Here is a 22,342-nt window from a genome sequence, read left to right on the forward strand (position 1 = left end):
ATGACCGCGACACTCCTCCTTTCGACGGCCGTGCTCGGCGTCCTCGTCGGCGCAATCTGTCTTTATGGCGGAACGTCGCGACAGCTCTTGTTCCCCCGTAGCCTCACGGCGGCGTCGAGCACGCTCGGCGCCGCCGTCTTTTTGCTCATCGCGGCCGCCGCTCTGCAGCGGCTCGTGGCGCCGCTCGCCGGATTCTTCACGGAGCTCGCGCTCCTGATGGCGCTGCTGATCGCCCTTCCGGCCGCGGCGGCTCTGCGGAAGGGAAGCGGCGGATGACGCCGATCCGACGCGACATTGCGAGCAAGAGCCTGGCGGGCGTTTTCCTCGGCTTCACCCTCGCCGTCGCGCTCGTCGGCCTTTTCGCTCATCTCGGCCCGGAAGGGCTCGAGGGCCGCAACAAATATCAGCTCGTCATGTGGCTCGTCGCGCCGATCTGGCTCGGCGTCCTCGGTCTCGTCTTTCTGTTCCGGAGCGGGCTGCGCGCATGGCTCTGGCTCGGTGGCGCGAGCCTTCTCGCCCATGGCGGGCTCTACGCCTGCCGGCTTTTCCTGCATTGAGGCGAGGATGCGCGCCGACGTACTGAGGCTCTACAAGACCGTCCATACTTGGACGGGAATCGTCTCCGGCATGCTGCTGTTCATCTGCTTCTACGCCGGCGCGCTCACGATCTTCGCCGAGCCGCTCGGCCGCTGGGCGACGCCGCCCGCCCGCGGCGCCGCGACGATCGCCGGGGCGGACGAGCTGATCGCCGCGACGCTCGCGGCGCGGCCGGATGCGGCGAAGGATTTCACCCTTCATCTCGCCGCCGAGGGGCGTCCGGCGCGAATTTCCTGGCGCAAGAGCCGCGGCGACGCGGTCGCCTGGTCGGCGTCCTTCGACGAAGGCGGCGAGCTGCGCGTCGAGCGTTCGCATCCCTCGACGATCGCGGCGGTCGTGGACACGGTTCATCGCACCGCCGGCCTTCCCGTCGGTCTCGAGATCGGCGAGAAAATCACGGGCGCGCTCTCCGCGCTCTATTTCGTCGCGCTCGTCTCGGGGCTCGTGCTGGTCCTGCCCTCGCTCGTCCGCGATCTCCTCGCCCTGCGCATCTCCGCCAATCTCAAGCGCATGTGGCTCGACGCACATAATCTCGTCGGCGTCGCGAGTCTGCCGTTCCACCTCGTCATCGCTTTGACGGCCTTCGTTTTCGGGCTGCATGATCCGATCTATGCGGCGCTCGATCGCGTCGTCTATGACGGAAAGCTGCAGACGATCATGCGCTCGACCGGCGCCTTCGCGGCGGTCGAGCGCGATGAGCGTCCGGCCGCGATGAAGCCCGTCGCCGAGCTCGCCGCCGCCGTGGAGGGGGCGTCGTCCGGCTTCACGCCGAAGAGCCTGCAATATCGCGACGCCGGAACGCGCGGCGCGCTGGTGCGGGTCTGGGGCGAGGATCCGCGCTTCCTCTCGCGCGGCGGAGGCTTCGCGGCGCTGAGCGGAACGACGGGGGCGGTGGTCGATGTCGACTATCTGCCCGAGACGCAGACCTCCTGGACGAAGATCGTCTCCGCCTTCTTCGCGCTGCATTTCGGCAGCTATGGCGGCGAGACCGTGCGCTGGACCTATTTCTTTCTCGGCCTCGCGGGCGCCTTCCTGTTCTATTCCGGCAATCTCTTGTGGATCGAGTCGCGTCGGCGGACCGCGCGCCGCCATGGGGACGGGGTCTCGCAGACGAGATCCACGCGCCTCATGGCGGCGGCGACGGTCGGCGTCTGCCTCGGCTGCGTCTGCGGATTGTCGATCGCCATGGCCTCGGTGAAATGGCTCCACGGCCATGTCGAGGACGCCGAAACGGCGAGCCGGGGCATCTATCATGCAGTCTCCGCGGTCGCGCTGGCCTATGCCTTCGTGCGCGGCGCGTCCCGAGCGGGCGTCGAGCTGCTGCGCGCCGCGTCGGCGGCGACGGCGGCGCTTCCGGCGACCAGCGCGCTCGCTGCGGCGGCGCCCGGCCTCGGCCCCTGGGCCTCCGCGGATCCTTCGAGCCTCGGCGTCGATCTCGTCGCCGCCGGCGCTGCGCTCGGCTTCGCGGCGATGGCGCGGGCGGCGCGTCGACGCGTCGAGGCCGGTCCGTCCGACAGCGTCTGGTCGGCGCGCCTCGCGAACTCGCGCGACGCCGAGATCGCAGACGCGGAGAGCGTCCAGACAGCTCCCGAGCCTCGCTGAGGACGCGCAGGCCGAGGACGGCTTGAAAAGCGCTTGCGGCGCGCAAGTTCGTAACGGTCCTACTCCGTGAACGAAAGGCGCAGTCCATGTCCGAGACGCTCATAAACTTGGTCATCCAGCTCATCTCCGGCGCGGTCGGCGGCGCGGGCGTCGGCAAGACGTCCAAGACTTTCGATCTCGGCCCGGCGGCCAACGCCATTGTCGGGGCGCTGGGCGGAGCGGGCGGCGGATCGATCCTCACATCGCTCATTCCGGCGCTCGCCGGAACCGCGGCCAATGGCGGCTTCGACATCGCCGTCTTCGCCGGGCAGCTGGTCGGCGGCGGCGTCTCCGGCGCGATCGTCACCGCGATCGTCGGTCTCATCCGCAACGCTCTCGTCCAACGCCAGAGGGTATGAGGGCCCGGCTTCGCACGCACTCTGGACGCATCGGCCTGATATCGGCATACCGATTGCGTAGAACGTTTCCAAAGACGCCCCTCGCGGGGGCGTCGGAGGCGGATCGTGCGAAGGGCGAAGACAGTGGCCGATGAAGCAGAAATATTGAAGGCGCTGGAGAGCGTCTCCGGCCCCGGCGGCAAATCGATTGTCGCGGCGGGCCTCGTCAGCGGGATCAATGTGTCGGGCGGGAAGGTCTTTGTCTCGCTCAGCGGCGATCCGGCGCGCTCCAAGGAGCTCGAAGTCCTGGCGGTGGCGGTGGAAGGCGCGGTCAAGACCGTGCCGGGCGTCGACACGGCGATCGTGACGCTGACCGCCGAGCGCGCGCAGCAACCCGCCGCTCCTCCGCCGGGCCAGACGCCGCAGCGTCGGCCGATCGCCGCGATCGAGAAGATCAAATACATCGTCGCCGTGTCCTCGGGGAAAGGCGGCGTCGGAAAATCGACGACGTCGGCCAATCTGGCGCTGGGTTTCGCTGCGCTCGGCTGGCGTGTCGGCCTGCTCGACGCCGATATTTTCGGCCCCTCGGCGCCGCGCCTGTTCGGCCTCGGCGGAAAGAAGCCCGAGGTCGCCGACAACAGGCTGGTTCCGCTCGAGGCCTATGGCCTGAAGATCATGTCGATCGGCTTCCTCGTCGACGAAAATGTGCCGATGATCTGGCGTGGCCCGATGGTGGTGCAGGCGCTGGGGCAGTTGCTCGGCGAGGTGGCTTGGGGCGAGCTCGACGCGCTCGTCGTCGACATGCCGCCCGGCACCGGCGACGTGCAGCTCACCATGGCTCAGCAGGTTCCGCTCGCCGGCGCCGTCGTGGTCTCGACGCCTCAGGATCTCGCGCTGATCGATGCGCGGCGCGGCGTGGCCATGTTCCAGCGCGTCGAGATTCCGATCCTCGGCATAGTCGAGAATATGAGCTATTTCCTGTGCCCGCATTGCGGCGGACGCACCGACATCTTCTCCCATGGCGGCGCGAGGCGCGACGCCGAAGCGCTCGGCGTGCCCTTCCTCGGCGAGGTGCCGCTCGATCTGGCGATCCGCCAGACCTCGGATGCGGGAACGCCGGTCGTCGCCGCCGATCCCGAGGGCCAATTCGCGGCGATCTATATCGAGCTCGCAGAAAAGGTGAAGACCGCGCTCGAGACGCGCACGCGCCGTGCGCCGCCGAAGATCGTGGTGGGGTGAGGCGAAAAGAGCTCGTGGCCTCTCGTCTCGTCGAGGGCCGCGAGCTCCCTCAGAGGCGATCCAGATGCGGAAGGAAGGAGTGATCGCCCGGATCGAACTTATAGGTCCAGCCGATCGTGAATTCGAGGCCGCGCAGCCACAGATTGATTCTGGCGTTCGGATTATAAGCGCCGAACGGGTTCTGCGCCGACTGCGGCAGCGCCTCGAAGCCGCTCACATTGTTCTTGAAAGCGTAAACGGTCGAGAAATCGATCGTCGAGTTCTTGGTGACCGCATAGCTGAAACCGCCGCTGACGTGATGCGCGTTGACGACGGGCGACAGCACGTTGAAGGTCACCGCGCGCGCGGGCACCGGATTGGTCGTATAATGATAGCCGGCGCGCAGGGCGAGAGCCGGGGTCGTCCGCCATTCGACGCCGAGCGCAGCCGAATCCGTGTCCTTCCAGTCGAACCCCGGTCCGCCCGGCGAGCCGAGCGAATTGAGCCGAAGCGGGAAGTTGGAATTGTGGAGCGCCGGCACGCCCGAGTAGAAGATGTGCCGCCAGTCGGCCATCACGGTCAGATCCGGCGTCACGTCATAGGCGAGGCCCGCGGTGATGGTCGCCGGAATGTCGAAGCGGCCGCCATCGGCGAAGAGGCCCGCGAACTTGCGGAAGGACGTCATATACATCGGCGTCGAGGCGGCGAGGCCGAAGCGCAGCTGCTCGGTGGCGCGCCATTGCAGGCCGATTTTGACGCCGCCGCCGACCGACCAGTCGTAGCCGCTGTCGGAAATATGCGCGGGATCGGAGGAATAGGGGCCGAACATTTTCAGGCCCTGGATGTTGAGCATCTGCACGGCGACGGTCGGCGCTACGCCGATCGAGAGCGCGCCGAACCTGCGCGCATAGCCGAAGGCGGTGAAGATCTGCGCGAGATCGACTCCCGCGAAGCCGCCGCCGAGAGGACCGCCGAGCGGGGGATGGTAATTGCCGAAATCATAGGCCGTGTTGATTCCGCCATTGGTGTAGGAGGCCGTGCCCCAGGCGGACTGTGAGTCGATCGGCGCCGCGAAGGCGTTGTCGGGGATCGGGAAGAAGGGTCGGCCGCTGCGCACGTCGCCCGGCGCGACGACCTTGGGCTGGCCCGTCGTCGAATAGCCGCGCTCGGGAAGAAGGCCGGTGAAGGTGAGCTGCAGCTCCCGCGGGACGTCGACGAGGCCCGCGGGGTTGATCGACAGCGCCATGGCGTCGCGCGAATCGGCGACGCCGGCGCCGCCGAGCGCCTTTTGCCGCGCGCCATAGCCGATGAGAAAATAGCCGTCCGCGGCGAGCGCCGGCGCGCAGAGCGCACACAGGGCCGCGGCCACGGACATGAGTCCACGTCGAGAAAATCCCGCCATCGTCGAGTCGCCCCGCCTCTTCGTTCAGTCGCCGCGCATCGGCTCGTCGAGGATCAGAAGCGGAACGCTTCTCGCTGGTCTGCGGATCATCGATTCGGACCCCCTTCGGCAAACTAGCAGAGCTGCCACGGGACGATAGGCCCCGGCGGTCGCCTCGCGGCGATATTTTTCCGATCTGTAACGAATCTGCCACAGGTGGCGAGCGCGGTCCTGTGGCGCATCTTATACGGGGCTTCACTGGTTTCCGGCTCGCTCGCCGGATCGGGCTCGGCGGGAGCTCTCTCTTCGAGCCCGCTCGACTCGCGAGCGCCGGCGCTCGGGTTGACGCACTCGTCGGCCCGGCCCTACACAAGGCCGCGATCGTCGGCGTGCGCGCGGGGAAGGGTGGCCGAGTGGTTTAAGGCAGCGGTCTTGAAAACCGCCGTGGGCGCAAGTTCACCGTGGGTTCGAATCCCACCCCTTCCGCCATTAAGCGTTGATTTAATTGATGTTTTTCGATTTGGGGAAATCCTACTCACGATCTACTACAGGAAAATCGGGCGGTAGGATCGGGGCTTTATGCCCACACTTGGCGGCGCGTGCGGCCGTTGCGATCACGCGGACGTGAACGACGGGCGAGGCGCGCAAGGGACGCTTGAAGCCTGCGTCCTTCGCCGAAAGTGCGGGCTGAACAAGATAGTAGGTGCGGCGAACCCACCACATAACTTCGCTACATGATCGGCTTTCCCGGCCCTGCGCCGCCGGGAAACTGCCCACCTATATGCGTCACGGTGTCTATGACGCTGCAAACCAATTCCACGACATGCCCCTGGAGGAGACGCTGACCTGGACAATGGGGCTCGATCCGACCGACGGCAAGATCATCTGGCTGCGCGCCTACGGCGAGCGTTGGAAGACCATCTTCTGGACCGTCGGACTGCAACGCTCCGCCGCCCACGAGCACTGGCTCTACGCTCTCTGCGTCATCGCCTGGCGCTTGAACCATCGTACCGTGCCAAAGCTCAGATCCAGACGCTATGTGATCGAAATGGTGCGACGGGCTTTCGACCCTTCGGAGCTGCCCCAAGAATAGCGTCTTGCGCGTCGTAGTAGTTGCGCGCAAACGGCCGGCGGCTACGGCAGCGTGTACCAGGTCGTTCGTCCCCCGCCTTGCCGAACCAGATGCCCCTTCTCGACAAGCTGGCGGAACTGCTGTTTCAGCGTGTTTCGGCTGGCGCCCGTCAATTTGATGATATCGCCCGCGCTCACACGGCCATGCTCACGGGCATGATCCAGAATGCGCAACGACAGTTCGGGCAGGCTAGGCAGCACCAGCTTTTCGCGCTCCACCTTGCTGGCCAGCCGCTTCATCTGCTGCTGCATGGCGCGCAGGAAGAAGGTCAGCCACGGCTGCCAGTTCGGGGTTTGGCTGCGGATCGAGCCCTGTGTCTGCCGAAGGGCGAGGTAGTACCCCTCCTTGCTCTGCTCGATCACGCTTTCGAGCGAGCTGTAGGGAACGTAGGCATAGCCCGCCTGCAGCAGAAGCAGCGTCGTCAGAATCCGGCTGAGCCGGCCGTTGCCATCCTGGAAGGGATGGATTTCGAGGAACACGACGGTGAACACCGCGATTACGAGCAGCGGATGCAGTCGTCGCTGCTCCCGCTCGGACGTCAGCCAGCCGACGAGTTCGGTCATCAGACGTGGCGTGTCGAAGGGCGTCGCGGTCTCGAAGACGATGCCGATCTGCTTGCCGTCCTCATCGAAGGCGGCGACGCTGTTCGAGGAGGTCTTGTAGTTGCCGCGATGCCAGGCGTCCTTCTCTCTGTGGACGAGCAGGACGCGGTGCAACTGCTTGATATGGTTCTCGGTGATCGTGATCTCTTCCCAGGCGCGGAAGACGAGTTCCATTACCTCGGCGTAGCCGGCCACTTCCTGCTCGTCGCGCGTAGCGAAGGATTTGATCTCCAGATTGGCGAGCAGCCGCTCGACGTCTCGATCCGAGAGCTTGCTTCCCTCGATGCGAGTCGACGATCCGATGCTTTCGATGGTGGCGACGCGCCGCAAAGCCGAAAGCCGCTCTGGCGCCAGCGTTCCCAAAGCGCGCCACGCCCCCTTGAACTCGTCGATCTCGGCAATGAGCGCGAGGATTTCCGGAGTGATCAGGATCGTGTCGATATTGATCGGGTTCTGTGCCATGCCCGAATATACACCCAATTACGCCCATTTAGGCAATGCCATTTCGACGCCCATTTACGCCCGAATGGGGTGAGCCGCTGACATCGCAGGTATCCGCGCAAAGCCCTGCGGAAGATGTCCGCCCACATCGCTGCATACCTTGAGCCGGTGGGGCCAAAGCGACTCGAATTGTTCAAAATGGTCGCCGACCTCTACAACGCGCGCTCGAAGGCTGCTCACTCAGCCCAAGATACGGAGGTCGCTGCCTTGGTACAGAGCTTCGTCATCCTGCGAAACGCCCTCATTCGGATGATCGACGAGGGAGCCGTGCCCACGCAGATTGATCTGGAAAAACGCTTGTTCTGCGGTGACAGGCAATGATCATCGACGGCGCGACGAACTGGGGTAAGGACGCTCCTCGCCCTGCCGCCGGGGGCTTCGACATGGAGGCGCGGTCGAAGTCGATTTATGAGTGGGTCCGGCAGTTGCGCGGCGGCGTCCTCGCTGGCGCGTTCACGGTCGAGCGGCACATCAACGCTGCCATCATTTACTTCATGCTAGGCGACCGGATCACAATTCCCGGCGTTCACGACGCCTTTGACGAGGGGCTACTTGGGCCGCTCACCTTTGAGCGCCGCATCAACGTGGTCATGCTGATCGCGCCGTACGTCCTCTCGCCAGAGGAGGTGGCGTCTCTGAAGGCTGACCTGAGCGAGCTACGGACTTTACGGAACGCGATGGCGCACAAGCCCTTCTGGTTCCATCCCGAACTGAACGACGAGGGCGAGGTCGTGAACCTAGTGCCGATGATCCAGCGTGGAAAAGCGCCCATTCCCCTGACGACTCCGTTCATGGAACAGGTTAATACGCTGATCGCTGGTTTGACGAAAGGACCTCCAGTCTGGCCGCCACCGTTACGAAGCGCTCGCCTTGATCTACGCATGTTGCGCTAGATTCTCAGGAGTCATTTTGGAGGGCTATAGCGTAGACTTAGTTCTCCGTTTCGTCGTTTTCGCCCGCCAGTCCGCTCACAACACACATAGCCGCGCATGGAGCGTCCGACCCGGGCGCATCGGGTCGCAGCTTTGGTCGCCATGCAACGTTCGGTCACGCTTGCTCTCGCCGTCGCCGTCTGTCTCGCGGCCGCCCTAGCGCCGCGCCTGTCGCGCTTCGTCATCGCCGCGATCTACGATCCGCGCTTTCTGCCTTCGCTCTCCGAGGACGCGCGCGTTCATTTCGAGCCGGCGGCGGAGAGCTGCGCCCGCGCCGTCGCGGCGGCTCTGCCGGAGGCGATGGGTGTCGTCGAGGCGGCGCACGGCCGCGTTTTCGCGTCGGCGCCGGCGGTCGGCGTCTACGCGTCCTACGACGCCTATTCGAAGGCGAATGGGTTCGGCGATTCGACCATCGCGGCCGTGACCCTGTCCGGGCGCATCGTGCTTTCGCCGACCCTGTGCGGGGCAGAGCGGGACCGCATGGTCGGCGTGCTCACTCACGAGCTGTCCCACGCTCATCTCTTCGGCTGGCGCGGCCTCGCGCCGAGCCGCCCGCCGAGCTGGTTCGTCGAAGGTCTCGCGGTCGTCGTTGCGAGCGGCGGCGGCGCGGAGGGCGTGAGCGAAGCCGATGCGCTGGCGCGCATGAAGGAAGGGTCTGCGCTCGTCATTCGCGAGGCGGACGTCTGGGCGGATTTCTCGTCCATCCGCTTTTCCGGCGAAGACGAAGGCGAGTTCCCGAAATTCGATCTCGCCTATCGCCAGAGCCTCGGCTTTCGGCAGGCCGCAATGTTCGTCGCTTGGCTCCGAGCGCGCGACCGAGGCGCTCTTCTCGCATTGCTGCGCCGCCTGGAGGCGGACGAAGCATTTCCCGCCGCTTTGCGGGCCGCTTTTGGCGCGGATTTGTCATCGCTGCTGCGCGCCTATCGCACAGAGCTCCCGGACTGACGGGCGTCAGCTCGCCTCGCTCGCCGAGCGCGGCGGCCTGACGGGGCCGACGTCGACCAGGATCTCGTCGCCCTCCACCCGCAGCTCATAGGGGTGAAGAGCGTTGCGGACGAGATGCGTCACGCATTTGCCGTTCATCCCGTCGAAGCCCCACATGTGATGCGGGCACATCACCGTCTTGCCGTTGAAGGTCGCCTCGGTCAGCGGCATGTCGGCATGGGGGCAGCGTCCGCGATAGGCCTTGAGCTCGCCGCCCGCCGGCCAGACCAGCAGCACGCTCTTGCGGCCGGCCTGGAACAGGCCCATGCCGCCCTCGCTCACGGCGTCTTTGCTGCAAATGGAGGTGAACGCCATCGAAGGTCGCCTTCTCGTCAAAGGAAAGTTCGTCCGACACGCAAGTTGCGGACCAGGCGGCCGCCCGCGACTCGACAGGCGTCGGCCGACGCCCTATTGCCGGGGACGCGCGCCGTCGATCCGTCGACGCGCCTGAGCAAATGGAAAGGGCGCTCTTGTCGTCGGATACGCCATCGGCGCGGACGAAAGGCGGACTGCTCGAAGCCTATGCCGCCGATCTCGCCGGCCTCGCCGCGCGGGACCGGCTGCGCGCGCTCGCGCCGCCTTCGGGCGTCGACTTCACCTCCAATGACTATCTCGGCCTCGCGCGTTCGAGCGCCTATGCGCAGGCCGCCGCCGCGGCGTTGGCGCGCGGCGTTCCGCTCGGCGCGGCCGCCTCGCGGCTGCTGCGCGGCGATCATTCGGAGCACGAGGCTCTGGAGGCTGAGGCCGCGGCCTTCTTCGGGGCCGAGAGCGCGCTCTATTTCGGCGCCGGATTTTCCGCCAATGTCGCGCTGCTGGCGACGCTGCCGCAGCGCGGCGATCTCATCGTTCACGACGCGCTCGTCCACGCCAGCGCGCATGACGGAATGCGCCTCTCCCGCGCGCGAAGCGTCGCCGCCGCGCATAATGACGTCGCGGCCTTCGAGGCGGCGATCCGGGCCTTTCGGCGCGATGGCGGGACGGGCCGGCCCTTCATCGTCGTCGAGAGCCTCTACAGCATGGACGGCGATTTCGCGCCGCTCGACGATCTCGCCGCGCTCGCTGAGCGTCACGAGGCCTTCCTCCTCATCGACGAGGCGCATGCGACGGGCGTCTTCGGACCCGGCGGACGCGGGCTCGCCGCGACGCTCGAGGGGCGCGAGAATGTGGTGACCCTGCACACTTGCGGCAAGGCGCTCGGTCTCGTCGGCGCGCTGGCGCTGCTCCCGCGTGTGTTGCGTGATTTTCTGGTCAATCGCTGCCGTCCTTTCATCTTCGCGACGGCGCCTTCGCCTCTGCTCGCCGCCTGCGTGCGTGCGGCGTTGCCGATCATCGAAACCGCGGAGGATCGGCGTGCGGCGCTACGCGCGCGCGTCACGCTGGCGGGCCGCGAGCTGCTGCGCCGAGGGCTCGCGGCGCCGTTCTCGCAGATCGCGCCGATCGTCGTCGGCTCCGATGTGCGCGCGCGCGCGCTCGCCGCCGCCATGCAGGCGAGGGGCCACGACATTCGCGCGATCCGGCCGCCGACCGTGCCCGAGGGAACGGCGCGGCTGCGCGTCACCCTCACGCTCAATGCGAGCGAAGCGCAGATCGTCGCCATGATCGCGGATCTCGCCGCCGAACGGGCGAGGCTCGCGCCATGATACGCCTCGTCGTCGTCGGAACGGACACCAATGTCGGCAAGACGATTTTTTCCGCCGCGCTCGCCGCCGCGCTCGGCGCATTTTATTGGAAGCCCGTGCAGTCGGGGCTCGACGGCGAGACCGACACGGAAACGGTCGCGCGCCTGTCCGGCCTGCCGCGTGCGAGACTTCTGCCCGAGGCCTATCGGCTGCGCGCGCCGGCGTCGCCGCATCTTGCCGCGCGGCTCGACGGCGTGGCGATCGACATCGAGCGGCTCGCTCCGCCGCCGCTCGCGCCGCTCGTCGTCGAAATGGCGGGCGGGGCGATGACGCCGCTGACCGAGACGCTGCCGACCGCCGATCTGCTCGCCCAATGGCGACTGCCCGCCGTTCTATGCGCGCGCACCGCGCTCGGCACGATCAATCACAGCCTCCTGTCGCTCGAGGCGCTGCGCCGTCGCGACATTCCCGTGCTCGGCGTCGCGTTCATCGGCGACGAGAACGAGGATTCGCGACGCATCATCGCGAAATTGTCCGGCGCACGCGATCTCGGCCGTCTGCCTCTGCTCGCGTCTCTGACGCCGGAAGCTCTGCGCGCGAGCTTCGGCCGAGCTTTCCGGCTCGGAGATTTTTCGCAAGGCGGCGAATGACTCCGCTCCGTCATCGCGAGCGCAGCGAAGCGATCCAGGAGTCGCCCGACGGCTCTGGATTGCTTCGCTTCGCTCGCAATGACGGTTCGACGCATTGGTGACACGATGAACTGTTCCGAAGCCTCTCCCATCTGGCGCCCCTTCACCCAGCACGCGCTGCAAAGGGAAGCGATCGAGGTCGCGCGCGGGGAGGGGGCTTGGCTGGAGACGGCGGATGGCCGGCGCATTCTCGACGCCATCTCGTCCTGGTGGGTCATCACCCATGGCCATCGCCATCCGCGCATCGTGCAGGCGATCAAGGACCAGGCCGATCGTCTCGACCAGGTGATTTTCGCGGGCTTCACGCACGAGCCGGCCGAGGCGGCAGCGCGCCGGCTGGTCGCGCTGACGCCGCCGGGCCTCGATCATGTGTTCTATTCCGACAGCGGCTCGACCTCGGTCGAAGTCGCGATCAAAATGGCGCTCGGTTATTTCCGCAATCGCGGCGAGCCGCGCGCGCGCGTGCTGGCGCTGGAGCATGGCTATCACGGCGACACGATCGGCGCCATGTCGACCGGCGCGCGCTCCGTCTTCAATGCGGCCTATGAGCCGCTGCTGTTCGACGTGACGCGCATTCCCTTTCCGCGCGAGGGGAGCGCGCAGGCGACGCTCGACGCGCTGGAAGCGGCGTGCCGCTCGGGGGACGCCGCCGCCTTCGTCGTCGAGCCGCTCGTTCTCGGCGCCGGCGGAATGCTCGTCTATCGTGCGGACATTCTGCGCGAGATGAGGCGCATCTGCGAAGCGCATGGCGTGCTGTTCGTCGCCGATGAAGTGATGACCGGCTTCGGCCGCACGGGGACGTTGTTCGCCTGCGAGCAGGCGGGAATCGTTCCCGACATCGCCTGTTATGCGAAGGGCCTGACCGGCGGCTCGCTGCCGCTCGCCGTCACAATGTGCTCGGCGCAGATTTTTCAGGCGCATTATTCGACGGACCGCGCGCGCACCTTTTTTCATTCGAGCTCCTTCACGGCCAATCCGATCGCCTGCGCGGCGGCGCTCGCCAATCTCGATATTTGGGAGAGCGAGGATGTGCGCGGCCGGATCGCGCGGCTCTGCGCGATGCAGGAGGAGCGACTGCGCCGCTTCGCCAATGATTCGCGTTTTTCCGATGTGCGGCGGATCGGCACGATAACGGCGCTCGACCTCTGCGTCGCCGACAGCGGCTATCTGGCGACGATCGGCCCGACGCTGCTCGATTTCTTCGTCTCGCGCGGCCTGCTGCTGCGCCCGCTCGGCAATACGATTTATGTTCTGCCGCCTTATTGCGTGGAGGCGAGCGAGCTCGACGCGCTCTATGCGGCGATCGACGAGGCGGCGGATCGATTCGGATGAGAGTTCGCGCTCTCCTTCTCCCGCAAGCGGGAGAAGGAGAGCGCGTCATGACTTGCGCGCCTCGACCTCTTCCCTCAGCACGCGGCGCAGCACCTTGCCGACATTGCTCTTGGGCAGGCTGTCGCGAAATTCGAAATGGCGCGGCGCTTTGTAACTCGTCAGCGTCTCGCGACAGAAATCATGCAGCTCCTCGCCGGTGACGCTCGGGTCGCGCGGCACGATGAAGGCGAGCGGCGCCTCGCCCGAATGGGGATCGGACACGCCGATGACCGCGGCCTCCTTCACCTTCGGATGCTGCGCGAGCACGTTCTCGACTTCGGTCGGATAGACGTTGAAGCCCGAGACGAGGATCATCTCCTTGAGACGATCGACGAGCTTCACCTGGCCGTCCGGCAGCATGATCGCCACATCTCCGGTGCGCAGGAATCCGTCCGGCGTGAAGGCCGCTTCGGTCTCGGCGGGCTTGTTCCAATAGCCCGCCATCACCTGCGGTCCCTTCACGCATAATTCGCCGCGCTCGCCCAGCGGGACCGCCTCGCCCGAGGGCGCGCGAATCGACACCTGCGTCGACGGATAGGGATAGCCGATCGAGCCGGAGAACTCCGCGAGGTCGGGCCGGTTGCAGGCGACGACGGGCGAGGTCTCGGAAAGGCCGTAGCCTTCGATGATCGGGCGGCCGGTGATCTCCTTCCATTTGCGCGCGACGACGTCCTGCGTCGCCATGCCGCCGGCGATGCAGAAGACGAGGCGGGAGAAATCCACCGCCGCGAATTGCGGATGATCGGCGAGCGCCGCGAAGAGCGTGTTGACGCCGGAGATCATCGAGAAGCGCGATTTGCGCAGCGTGCGCACGAAGCCCGTGATGTCGCGCGGATTGGCGATGAGCAGGCACGAGCCGCCGATGCGCACCAGGACGAGGAGGCACGCAGTGAGGCCGAAGATGTGATAGAGCGGCAGCGCCGCCACCATCTTTTGCGGCTGTTCATGGCCCGAGGCGTCCAGCAGAAACGGATGCAGCCATGCCGTCGATTGCGCGACATTGGCCGCGACGTTGCGGTGGAGCAGCATCGCGCCTTTGGCGACGCCCGTCGTGCCGCCCGTATATTGCAGAAAGGCGAGATCTTCCGGCCCGACTTCGGCGTCATGCGGCTCCTGCGCGGCGCCTTGCTTCATCACGTCGGAAAAGCGCAGGCTGCGCGGCAGACGATAGGGCCGCACGGCGCATTTGACATAGCGCGAGACGAAATCGACGAGTTTGCCCCGGAGCCCCAGAAGATCTCCCGGCGCGACGACGACGGCGAGGTCGATCGACATCGACGGCCACGCGGCTTCGACCGTATGGGCGAAATTTTCGAGCACGAAGAGGATGCGCGCGCCGGAATCGGCGATCTGAAAGGCGAGCTCGCTCGGCGTATAGAGCGGATTGACGTTGACCACCGCGCCGCCGGCGAGCAGCACGCCGAAGATCATCGGCGGATAGGCCATCACATTGGGCGACATGATCGCGACGCGGTCGCCCTTTTTCAACCCCTGCGCTTGCAGCCAAGCGGCGACGGCGCGCGCGGCGCGGCCGAATTGCGTGAATGTCAGCGTCGCGCCGAAGCTCTCGAGCGCCGTTCTGTCGGAGTGATCGGCGACGCTGCGGCGAAAAATCTCCACCAGCGTGTGCGGCTCGTCGGGGTCGATGTCCGGCAAGACGAAGGCGGGATAGGAGGTGAGCCAAGGACGCGCGGCGTAAGGATCGAGCGCGAGAGATGCGGCTGTCATGCATGGCCTCGTGACGCGCCGGCGACGCGGCGACGAAATGAGCGAATCTCCAGAACACATAGCGCGCATCGCTCGCCGGCGCAGCCCCACGCGCGCGGTATGATGTGCGGCGATGCAGCAATCGCGATGAGGGCGTTCGAGCTCGCAGCCGAAACGGCCCCGCTCTCACGACGAGGATTGCGCCTGCCACCCCACGAGCAGCGCAAGGCCGATGACGAGCACGAAGACGGCGGCGGCGAGTTCGGCGCCGCGAAGGATCATCGTCGCGCGTCGCGAGCTTTTTTGCGTCAATCGCGCCGCGGCGTCCTTGGCGAAGACGGCCGTCGCCGCCAGCGCGCCGGTGGTGATCGCCGTCCCCGTCGACATCAGCAGGATCGCGCCGGCGCCGGCGAGGAAGACCCCCTGCGAGAGCGCGAAGGCCAGCACGAGCAGGGCGCCGGAGCAAGGGCGCAGGCCCGCGGCGAGCACGGTCGCCAGCGCGTCGCCCCAGCGAAAGCCGGCGCCGAGGGTCGCAGGATCGACCATATGCGCATGTCCGCAGTCGGGGCCGTGGATATGGGTCGGGTCGTCGGCCCATCCGCAGGCGAAGGCGCGCGCCGGGGCGAGGGCGAGCGCCGGCTCCCGCAGCGCATCCGAGAAGGCGCGGCCCTTCACATAGACGAGCCTGGCGCCGAGCGCCGCGATGACGACATAGCTCGCGGCCTCGACGAGGCGCGCGGCATCGGTCATCTGCCGGGCGGTGGCGGCGAAGGCGACGGCCGCGACGCCGACGATGGCGATCGCCACCGCCCCCTGCAGAAGCGCCGCGAGCGCCGCCAATAGCAGGCCGCGCCGCAGCGCCGTCTCATTGGCGATCATATAGGAGGCGAGCACGGCCTTGCCGTGACCGGGCCCCGCCGCATGGAACACGCCATAGGCGAAGCTCCCGGCGGCCAGCGGGAAAAAGGCGCCGCCGTCGCTCTTCAACGCCCGCACGGCGCTCTGCAGCTGCAGCTGGAACTTGCTCTGCCAGGCGATGATCAATCCGGCGAGACCGCCCGTCGCGCCGCCGCTCTCGGCGGGCCCGACCGCGAAAGGATGGCGAGCGGCCTGGGCCAGAGCCGCGTCCTGCAGGAGCAGCAGCGCGGCGACCGCGACAGCGCATGCGGCCCATGCGTTTCCGCCCCCGTCATTGCGAGGAGCGCAGCGACGAAGCGATCCAGGGACCGCCCCACGGCTCTGGATTGCTTCGCTTCGCTCGCAATGACGGCCTGTGGCCGGCGGCGCGGCCTGACCCTGCGCGCCTCGTCTCACGGGCACGCCACTACGACGCGGGTCGCGAGCTTGATGCCGAAATCGGCCCCCGGCGACATATTGCTGAAGAAGGCTTCGCTGAGCTTCTGCGTCTCGGCGGCGAGCAGGGGCTTGGGCTGCACGAGGCTGGCGGAGCAGCCGGGCGGCGAGGCGGCGAGACCGACCGGATCTTGCTTCTCGAAATCGAAGGCGACGAAATAGGTCGGATCATAAACCTGAAAGGAGAAGGGCTTGTGCGCCGACACGGGCTTTTCCAGAGGCAGCATGAAACGCATGGTCACGATCTTCTTGTCGTCGGCTTCGAGAAAGACGTCCTCGGGCAGGCCGAAGCTCGCCTTGGCGTTGTCGTATCTGGCAAAAGTGAAATAGTCGAATTCGGCGAGGGATTCGGCGTTGGTCTTGGCGAGCGGCGCGAGCTCCTCGCGCGTCGGCGGCTTGCCGTCCTTGCCGAGGCCCTGCAGCGCGAAGGCCGAATACATTTCGTCGAAAGTCCAGGAATGGCGCACGCCGGCGATCTTGCCGTCCGGCGTGAACACGACCTCGCTGCGCACCGCGACCCAGACATGCGGATGCGCCTCGCCGAGGCCGGGAAAAAATATGACGAGAATCGCGATAATTCTGGGCAGTCTCGAACGCATGAACCGCGCACCTCCGGTTGGGACGATCGGGAACTCGACACGAATCGCCGTCAAAATAGCGCTCGAAGACGGCAATCCGGCGCCGGAAGGGTCCTCACGCTTCGGCGAAACCCGCCGCACGTCCCGGCCTCCGAGGCGACACGCCCGGGCGTCGCCCCTCGTCGGCCTCGCTCCGCGGGAGGAGGGAGACCGCCTCCTTCGGAGTCCACCTCGCTTGATGGCGTCCGCCGCGGCGCCGTATAATGCCACGGGCGAAGGTTCCGCGACAAGCCGAGAGGGGGCTCGCGGCCTCGCCCCGTCACGGCGAAGCCGTCGTTGTTCAGTACAGCGTAGCTCGAGGCAATGCGGAGCGCGACGCGCCCGCGCCGCGTCTTGCGTCGTGACCTGCAGGAGAGGATACGTATGGCGGATGTGATCGCCGGCCACAAAAAAACCGGCCCCGCCTCGGGCGATGTGTCTCTCGCCGACCGTTTCGACCTTTCCAAGCCCCTGGTGCTTCTCAACGGCACGCAGGCGATCGTCCGGCTGCTGCTGATGCAGAAGGAGCTCGACCGCCGCGCCGGCCTCGCGACCGCGGGCTTCGTCTCCGGCTATCGCGGATCGCCGCTCGGCGGCATGGACGCGCAGCTCCATCGCGCAAAGGCGCTGTTCGAGAAGAACGACATCCTCTTCATGCCGGGCCTCAACGAGGATCTGGCCGCGACCGCCATCTGGGGCGCGCAGCAGGCCGAAATGCGCGGCGAGGGGAAATATGACGGCGTCTTCTCGGTCTGGTATGGCAAGGGCCCCGGCGTCGACCGCTCGGGCGACGCGCTGCGCCACGTCAATCTCGCGGGAACCTCGCCGCGCGGCGGCGTGCTGGCGCTCATGGGCGACGACCACACGGCCGAATCCTCCACCACCGCGCATCAGTCCGAATATCATTTCGTCGATGTGATGATGCCGATCCTGGCGCCGGCCGGCGTGCAGGAAATTCTCGATTACGGGCTGCTCGGCTTCGCCATGTCGCGCTACGCCGGAGTCTGGGTCGGCCTGAAGCTCATCAAGGACACGGTCGAATCGACCGCCTCGGTCGACGGCTCGCTCGATCGCGTGCGGCCCGTCGCGCCGCTCGACTTCGTCATGCCGCCCGGCGGGCTCAATATTCGCCCGCGCGATCCGGTGCTGGCGCAGGAAGAGCGCATGCAGGAGAGCAAGCGCGACGCCATGCTCGCCTGGATCCGCTCCAACCGGCTCAACCGCATCGTCACATCGGGCGGTCCGAACGCCAAGATCGGCGTCGTCACCGTCGGCAAGTCCTATCTCGACGTGCGGCAGGCGATGGACGATCTCGGCGTCGACGAGGTCAAGGCAAACGAATATGGCCTGCGTCTCTACAAGATCGCTTGTCCCTGGCCGCTCGAGCCGCAAGGCCTGCGCGAATTCGTGCGGGGGCTCGATCTCGTCATCGTGGTCGAGGAGAAGCGCTCGCTGATCGAGCTGCAATTGCGCGAGGAGCTCTACGGCGCCGCGCATCAGCCGGTCTGCATCGGCAAAAAGGACGAAGAAGGCAAATGGCTGTTCCCGGTCAAGGGCTCGCTCGACGCCAATGACGTGGCGATCGCCATCGGCCGCCGCCTGTTGAACTATCACCGCAACGACGAGCTGGAGGCGCGCGTCGCGCGGCTGGAGCGGCTGCAGGCGCGGCGCGCGACGACGACCGACGTCGCCGTGCGGGTGCCGCATTTCTGCTCGGGCTGTCCGCACAGCACCTCGACCCATGTGCCGGAGGGCATGCGCGCCTATACCGGCATCGGCTGCCATTACATGGCGCAATGGATGGACCGCTCCACCGAGGGCTACACCCATATGGGTGGCGAGGGGGCGAATTGGATCGGCGAGGCGCCCTTCTCGAGGCGCAAGCACGTGTTCCAAAATTTGGGCGACGGCACCTATAATCATTCCGGCTCGCTCGCCATCCGCTTCGCGGTCGCCGCCAAGACCAACATCACCTTCAAGATTCTGTTCAACGGCGTCGTCGCCATGACCGGCGGGCAGAAGCACGAGGGCGAGCTCACGGTCGAGGCGATCGCCCATCAAGTCGCGGCCGAGGGCGTCGTGAAAATCGCGCTCGTCTCCGACGAACCGCACAAATATTCCGCGGACACCCGATGGCCGCCGGGCCTCGCCATCTATCACCGCAACGTCATCAATCGCGTGCAGAGCGAGCTCGCCGCGACTGAGGGCGTCACGGTGCTGATCTACGACCAGACCTGCGCGACCGAGAAACGGCGCGGGAGGAAGCGCGGAGAATATCCCGATCCCGATGTGCGCGTCGTCATCAACGAGCTCGTCTGCGAAGGCTGCGGCGATTGCGGCCGCGCCTCCAATTGCGTCTCGGTGCAGCCGCTCGAGACCGAGTTCGGCCGCAAGCGCCGCATCGATCAGTCGAGCTGCAACAAGGATCTCTCCTGCCTCGAAGGTTTCTGTCCGAGCTTCGTCACCGTGCATGGCGCGCGGATGAAGAAGGCCGCGCTGCCGAGCGAGACGCAATGTCCTGCGCCGCCCGACCCGATTCTGCCGGAGATCGGCCGCGCGCCTTATGGCGTGCTCGTCGCCGGCATGGGCGGCACGGGCGTCGTCACGGTGAGCGCCATTCTCGGCATGGCGGCGCATCTCGAGGGCAAGGGCGTCGGCGTCATCGACATGGCCGGCCTCGCACAGAAGGGCGGGGCGGTCTACTGCCATGTGAAGATCGGCCGCCGGCGCGAGGATGTGCATGCGATCCGCATCGCGGCCGGCGAGGCCGATCTCGTGCTCGGCTGCGATCTCGTCGTCTCCGGCGCGCGCCAAGTGCTGTCGGCGATCGAGGAGGGACGCACTTTCGCGCTCGTCAATCGCGCGCAGGTGTTTCCCGGCGATATCGAGCGCGATCCCGATTTCACTCTGCCGGCCGAGCGCATCGAGCAGGCGATCCGCGACGCGGCCGGCGAGCGCGCCGATTTCCTCGATGTGACGGAGCTGGCGCAGGCGCTGCTCGGCGATTCGATCGCCGCCAATATGTTCATGCTCGGCTACGCTTGGCAGAAAGGTTATCTGCCGCTCTCCGAGGCCGCGTTGTTGCGCGCCATCGAGCTCAATGGCGAGGCTGTGGCCATGAATCATTCGGCCTTCGCCTGGGGCCGGCGCGCCGCCCATGATCTCGGAAGCGTCGAGGCCGTGGTCGCTTCGTTGCGTGTGCGCGCGCGCAACGAGACGCGCGACCTCTCGCGCTCGCTCGACGAAGTGATCGATCGCCGCGTCGCTTTTCTCACCGATTATCAGAACGCTGCTTATGCGGCCCGCTATCGCTCGCGCGTGGACGCGGTGCGTCGGCTCGAGAAGGAGCGCGTGCCGGGCGCGAACGCGCTCACCGAGGCAGTGGCGCGCAGCCTCTTCAAGCTGATGTCGGCGAAGGACGAGTTCGAGGTGGCGCGGCTCTTCACCGACGGCTCGTTCAAACGGCAACTCGACGAGATATTCGAAGGCGATCTGCGCATGGAGCTGCATCTCGCGCCCAATGTGCTGTCCCTGCAGCGCAAGAACGACATCGGCGGCTCACGCAAGATCACCTTCGGCCCCTGGATGTTCCATGTGCTGAAATGGCTCGCGCGTCTGAAAGGTCTCCGCGGAACGATCTTCGATCCGTTCCGCCCGAACAGCGACCGCAAAGCCGAGCGCGAGGCGCTCGTCGATTACGAGGCGCTGCTCGATGATGTCCTCCCGCATCTTTCGCCTGTCAATCACGCGACGGCGATCGCCTTGGCGCGTGTTCCGGAGAAGATTCGCGGCTTCGGCCATATCCGCGCGCGAAACACCGAGGAGGCGAGAGCCGAGATGGCCCGGCTCCATGGCGAGTTCCACAATGCGCGAGCGGATGTGAAACTCGCGGCGGAGTAGAGGGCTTTCGCGAGCGGCGGAAGGAGAGCGCCGAGGCGCGTCACCGCACCCGCGTCCAATCCTCTGCGCCGCAGATCTTCGTTCCGGTGATGCAGCCCTCGAGGCGCAGCACGGCCTCGCCGCGCAAAGCGAGGTTCGCCGTGTAATTCTGGCCGTCTTTGGCGTTGTAGATCGTGCCCGTCCACAGATTGGCGCCCTTGGATTCGACGCTGAGGATCGACAGGCCGAGCAACGAACGGCCGCGCTGGCGCGGATCGGGATTGTTCTCGTCGACGCCCTTTTCGGCCATCCAGGCGATCTTGCCGCAGATGGCCTGACCGCAGCGGCTGATCTGGACATGCGCCGTGCCATCGGCCACGCGCCATTTGCCGATCGGATCGGCGTCCGCCGCGCCGGCCGCCGCGGGGGCCGCGAGGATCGACGCGCAAATCCAGAGCCGCTTCATTTAAAGCCTCCGTTCATACATTCCGGGCCGGCAGTATAGGGCCGAGCCACACTGCAGACCAAGCCGGCTGAATCAAACAAGCTTGCTGCGCCGCACAAGCCTGCATCGTTCGTCATGTGTCGGTTCCGGCGGCCGCCAGGCTGCGCGTCGGGGAGGACTCGATTGCGCCGCAGCATCACTCTTCGATTCGCCGTTTCCCGCACTCGATCCTCGAACGCGACCCCCTTTCGGTCGAGAACGAATTCTCCCTGATAATGCGGACACGCATGTTCGCATCGGCCTCGACGCGTCGCGCGCGGCGCCCCATTTCGAGCCGGCGGACCAGCAGGCGGTTTGCTCCTGTCGGCGAATGCGGCATATTGCCGCCTCGGTTCAGCCCGTCGGGCCTCGGAGAACGGAAATGGCGCCCGATGCGGAAAATGGCGGGGAGGGCAGAGGAGCGGAGGATCGGGACCTCGCCGAGGCCGCGCCCTTTTCCGCCGAGGACCGGGCTGCGGTCTATCGCGCCATTCACACGCGGCGCGACGTCCGCGACGAGTTTCTGCCGGACGATGTCCCCGACGAGACATTGCGGCGCCTTCTGGAGGCCGCGCATCACGCGCCCTCGGTCGGCTTCATGCAGCCGTGGAACTTCATCGTGATCCGCGACATCGCCCTGCGAGGCCGTGTGCGCGAGGCCTTCGAGCGCGCCGCCGCCGCGGAGGCGGAGATGCTCGAGCCCGAGCGGCGCGAGCGCTACCGCGGCCTCAAGCTGCAGGGGATCTCGAAGGCGCCGCTCAACATCTGCGTGACTTGCGACCGCGCGCGCCAGGGGCGAACCGGCCTCGGCCGCACCCAGCAGCCGGATGCGGATATTCTCTCGACCGCCTGCGCCGTGCAGAATCTGTGGCTTGCGGCGCGCGCAGAAGGCATCGGCGTCGGCTGGGTCAGCATTCTGCGCCATGCCGACCTGCGCGCGATCCTCGAAATCCCGCCGGATATCGCGATCGTCGCCTATCTCTGCGTCGGCCGGATCGCCCGCGCCTATGTCCGGCCCGAGCTCGAGGTCCGCCGATGGGCGAGCCGCCTGCCGCTCGACGAACTGGTCTTCGAAAATCGATGGGGCGCGCCACGGAGCCGGGAGTGAGAGGTCGGCTCGAATTTGGTCACATTCGGTTCAATACAATGTCACGAACGAATCGTCCTGGCGCTGTGGCCACGCTCGAGCGATTGGACGAGCGAGCGGATCGGCCTATAGTGCGTGCGGCGCAATACGGCGATTGCGCCTCGATTGCCGTAAAAGGCTCCAGTAACGGCACGAGTATTGCTTGAGCAG

Annotated in this window: 21 protein-coding genes and 1 tRNA gene; 15 read left to right on the forward strand and 7 right to left on the reverse strand. The window is 66.6% G+C overall.

What is annotated here, in order from left to right; all coding sequences use genetic code 11:
* The 5 genes from AC6IW9_RS17110 (at position 1) to AC6IW9_RS17130 (ending at position 3,815) form a co-directional block, all read left to right on the forward strand.
* Positions 1–276, forward strand: a complete 276-nt coding sequence (locus AC6IW9_RS17110; protein WP_497765295.1) for a hypothetical protein — start codon at positions 1–3, stop codon at positions 274–276.
* Entirely contained in the window at positions 273–557 is a 285-nt protein-coding gene (locus AC6IW9_RS17115) for a hypothetical protein (RefSeq protein WP_497765296.1), read from the forward strand. Before AC6IW9_RS17110 ends, AC6IW9_RS17115 begins: the two co-directional genes overlap by 4 nt.
* A gap of 7 nt (positions 558–564) precedes the next feature.
* On the forward strand, positions 565–2,199 hold the full coding sequence (locus AC6IW9_RS17120) for a PepSY-associated TM helix domain-containing protein (RefSeq protein ID WP_497765297.1): 1,635 nt from the start codon (positions 565–567) through the stop codon (positions 2,197–2,199).
* Positions 2,200–2,285: 86 nt separating this feature from the next.
* A complete protein-coding gene (locus AC6IW9_RS17125) occupies positions 2,286–2,597 on the forward strand; it encodes a hypothetical protein (protein ID WP_497765298.1) in 312 nt (103 codons plus the stop codon).
* A gap of 123 nt (positions 2,598–2,720) precedes the next feature.
* The gene (locus AC6IW9_RS17130; protein ID WP_497765299.1) at positions 2,721–3,815 is read left to right on the forward strand and encodes an Mrp/NBP35 family ATP-binding protein; all 1,095 of its coding nucleotides are present in this window, start codon (positions 2,721–2,723) and stop codon (positions 3,813–3,815) included.
* A 49-nt stretch (positions 3,816–3,864) separates the two neighbouring features.
* Here the strand turns inward: AC6IW9_RS17130 and AC6IW9_RS17135 are convergent, their stop codons facing one another.
* Positions 3,865–5,169: an OmpP1/FadL family transporter gene (locus AC6IW9_RS17135; protein WP_497765300.1), complete on the reverse strand. Its 1,305-nt coding sequence runs from the start codon at positions 5,167–5,169 to the stop codon at positions 3,865–3,867.
* A 405-nt stretch (positions 5,170–5,574) separates the two neighbouring features.
* Here AC6IW9_RS17135 and AC6IW9_RS17140 point away from each other — a divergent pair.
* Positions 5,575–5,664: transfer RNA gene (locus AC6IW9_RS17140), tRNA-Ser, on the forward strand.
* A gap of 292 nt (positions 5,665–5,956) precedes the next feature.
* The gene (locus AC6IW9_RS17145) at positions 5,957–6,268 is read left to right on the forward strand and encodes a DUF6362 family protein (RefSeq protein ID WP_497765301.1); all 312 of its coding nucleotides are present in this window, start codon (positions 5,957–5,959) and stop codon (positions 6,266–6,268) included.
* Between the two features lie 41 nt (positions 6,269–6,309).
* On the opposite strand, the gene AC6IW9_RS17150 is transcribed toward AC6IW9_RS17145, so the two are convergent.
* Positions 6,310–7,371 (reverse strand): Fic family protein, encoded by a 1,062-nt coding sequence (locus AC6IW9_RS17150; RefSeq protein WP_497765302.1) that lies wholly within the window; start codon positions 7,369–7,371, stop codon positions 6,310–6,312.
* A 114-nt stretch (positions 7,372–7,485) separates the two neighbouring features.
* On the opposite strand from AC6IW9_RS17150, the gene AC6IW9_RS17155 reads away from it, so the two are divergent.
* The 3 genes from AC6IW9_RS17155 (at position 7,486) to AC6IW9_RS17165 (ending at position 9,287) form a co-directional block, all read left to right on the forward strand.
* Entirely contained in the window at positions 7,486–7,731 is a 246-nt protein-coding gene (locus tag AC6IW9_RS17155; protein WP_497765303.1) for a hypothetical protein, read from the forward strand.
* The gene (locus AC6IW9_RS17160) at positions 7,728–8,303 is read left to right on the forward strand and encodes a hypothetical protein (protein WP_497765304.1); all 576 of its coding nucleotides are present in this window, start codon (positions 7,728–7,730) and stop codon (positions 8,301–8,303) included. Before AC6IW9_RS17155 ends, AC6IW9_RS17160 begins: the two co-directional genes overlap by 4 nt.
* A gap of 141 nt (positions 8,304–8,444) precedes the next feature.
* On the forward strand, positions 8,445–9,287 hold the full coding sequence (locus tag AC6IW9_RS17165; protein WP_497765305.1) for a hypothetical protein: 843 nt from the start codon (positions 8,445–8,447) through the stop codon (positions 9,285–9,287).
* A 6-nt stretch (positions 9,288–9,293) separates the two neighbouring features.
* On the opposite strand, the gene AC6IW9_RS17170 is transcribed toward AC6IW9_RS17165, so the two are convergent.
* On the reverse strand, positions 9,294–9,641 hold the full coding sequence (locus AC6IW9_RS17170; protein ID WP_497765306.1) for a Rieske 2Fe-2S domain-containing protein: 348 nt from the start codon (positions 9,639–9,641) through the stop codon (positions 9,294–9,296).
* A 194-nt stretch (positions 9,642–9,835) separates the two neighbouring features.
* On the opposite strand from AC6IW9_RS17170, the gene AC6IW9_RS17175 reads away from it, so the two are divergent.
* The 3 genes from AC6IW9_RS17175 to AC6IW9_RS17185 all read left to right on the forward strand — a co-directional run bounded on the left by AC6IW9_RS17175 (position 9,836) and on the right by AC6IW9_RS17185 (position 12,966).
* Positions 9,836–10,966 carry an aminotransferase class I/II-fold pyridoxal phosphate-dependent enzyme gene (locus tag AC6IW9_RS17175; RefSeq protein WP_497772548.1) on the forward strand — a complete coding sequence of 377 codons (1,131 nt, stop codon included), beginning with the start codon at positions 9,836–9,838 and terminating at the stop codon, positions 10,964–10,966.
* Positions 10,963–11,595 carry a dethiobiotin synthase gene (gene bioD / locus AC6IW9_RS17180; protein ID WP_497765307.1) on the forward strand — a complete coding sequence of 211 codons (633 nt, stop codon included), beginning with the start codon at positions 10,963–10,965 and terminating at the stop codon, positions 11,593–11,595. The genes AC6IW9_RS17175 and bioD overlap by 4 nt, the downstream gene beginning before the upstream one ends.
* A 105-nt stretch (positions 11,596–11,700) precedes the next feature.
* A complete protein-coding gene (locus tag AC6IW9_RS17185) occupies positions 11,701–12,966 on the forward strand; it encodes an adenosylmethionine--8-amino-7-oxononanoate transaminase (protein ID WP_497765308.1) in 1,266 nt (421 codons plus the stop codon).
* A gap of 45 nt (positions 12,967–13,011) precedes the next feature.
* Here AC6IW9_RS17185 and AC6IW9_RS17190 read toward each other — a convergent pair whose 3' ends face one another.
* The 3 genes from AC6IW9_RS17190 to AC6IW9_RS17200 all read right to left on the reverse strand — a co-directional run bounded on the left by AC6IW9_RS17190 (position 13,012) and on the right by AC6IW9_RS17200 (position 16,664).
* Positions 13,012–14,733: an AMP-binding protein gene (locus AC6IW9_RS17190; protein WP_497765309.1), complete on the reverse strand. Its 1,722-nt coding sequence runs from the start codon at positions 14,731–14,733 to the stop codon at positions 13,012–13,014.
* 165 nt (positions 14,734–14,898) lie between these two features.
* The gene (locus tag AC6IW9_RS17195) at positions 14,899–16,026 is read right to left on the reverse strand and encodes a nickel/cobalt transporter (RefSeq protein ID WP_497765310.1); all 1,128 of its coding nucleotides are present in this window, start codon (positions 16,024–16,026) and stop codon (positions 14,899–14,901) included.
* Positions 16,023–16,664, reverse strand: a complete 642-nt coding sequence (locus tag AC6IW9_RS17200) for a DUF1007 family protein (protein WP_497765311.1) — start codon at positions 16,662–16,664, stop codon at positions 16,023–16,025. The genes AC6IW9_RS17195 and AC6IW9_RS17200 overlap by 4 nt, the downstream gene beginning before the upstream one ends.
* A gap of 402 nt (positions 16,665–17,066) precedes the next feature.
* On the opposite strand from AC6IW9_RS17200, the gene AC6IW9_RS17205 reads away from it, so the two are divergent.
* Positions 17,067–20,582 carry an indolepyruvate ferredoxin oxidoreductase family protein gene (locus AC6IW9_RS17205; RefSeq protein WP_497765312.1) on the forward strand — a complete coding sequence of 1,172 codons (3,516 nt, stop codon included), beginning with the start codon at positions 17,067–17,069 and terminating at the stop codon, positions 20,580–20,582.
* A 40-nt stretch (positions 20,583–20,622) separates the two neighbouring features.
* Here AC6IW9_RS17205 and AC6IW9_RS17210 read toward each other — a convergent pair whose 3' ends face one another.
* Positions 20,623–21,027, reverse strand: coding sequence for a DUF2147 domain-containing protein (locus AC6IW9_RS17210; RefSeq protein WP_497765313.1), 405 nt, complete (start codon positions 21,025–21,027; stop codon positions 20,623–20,625).
* Between the two features lie 400 nt (positions 21,028–21,427).
* Here AC6IW9_RS17210 and bluB point away from each other — a divergent pair, with 400 nt between their 5' ends.
* The gene (bluB, locus tag AC6IW9_RS17215) at positions 21,428–22,153 is read left to right on the forward strand and encodes a 5,6-dimethylbenzimidazole synthase (RefSeq protein ID WP_497765314.1); all 726 of its coding nucleotides are present in this window, start codon (positions 21,428–21,430) and stop codon (positions 22,151–22,153) included.
* Positions 22,154–22,342: the final 189 nt, after the last annotated feature.

The organism is Methylosinus sp. shoA (genome assembly GCF_059718125.1).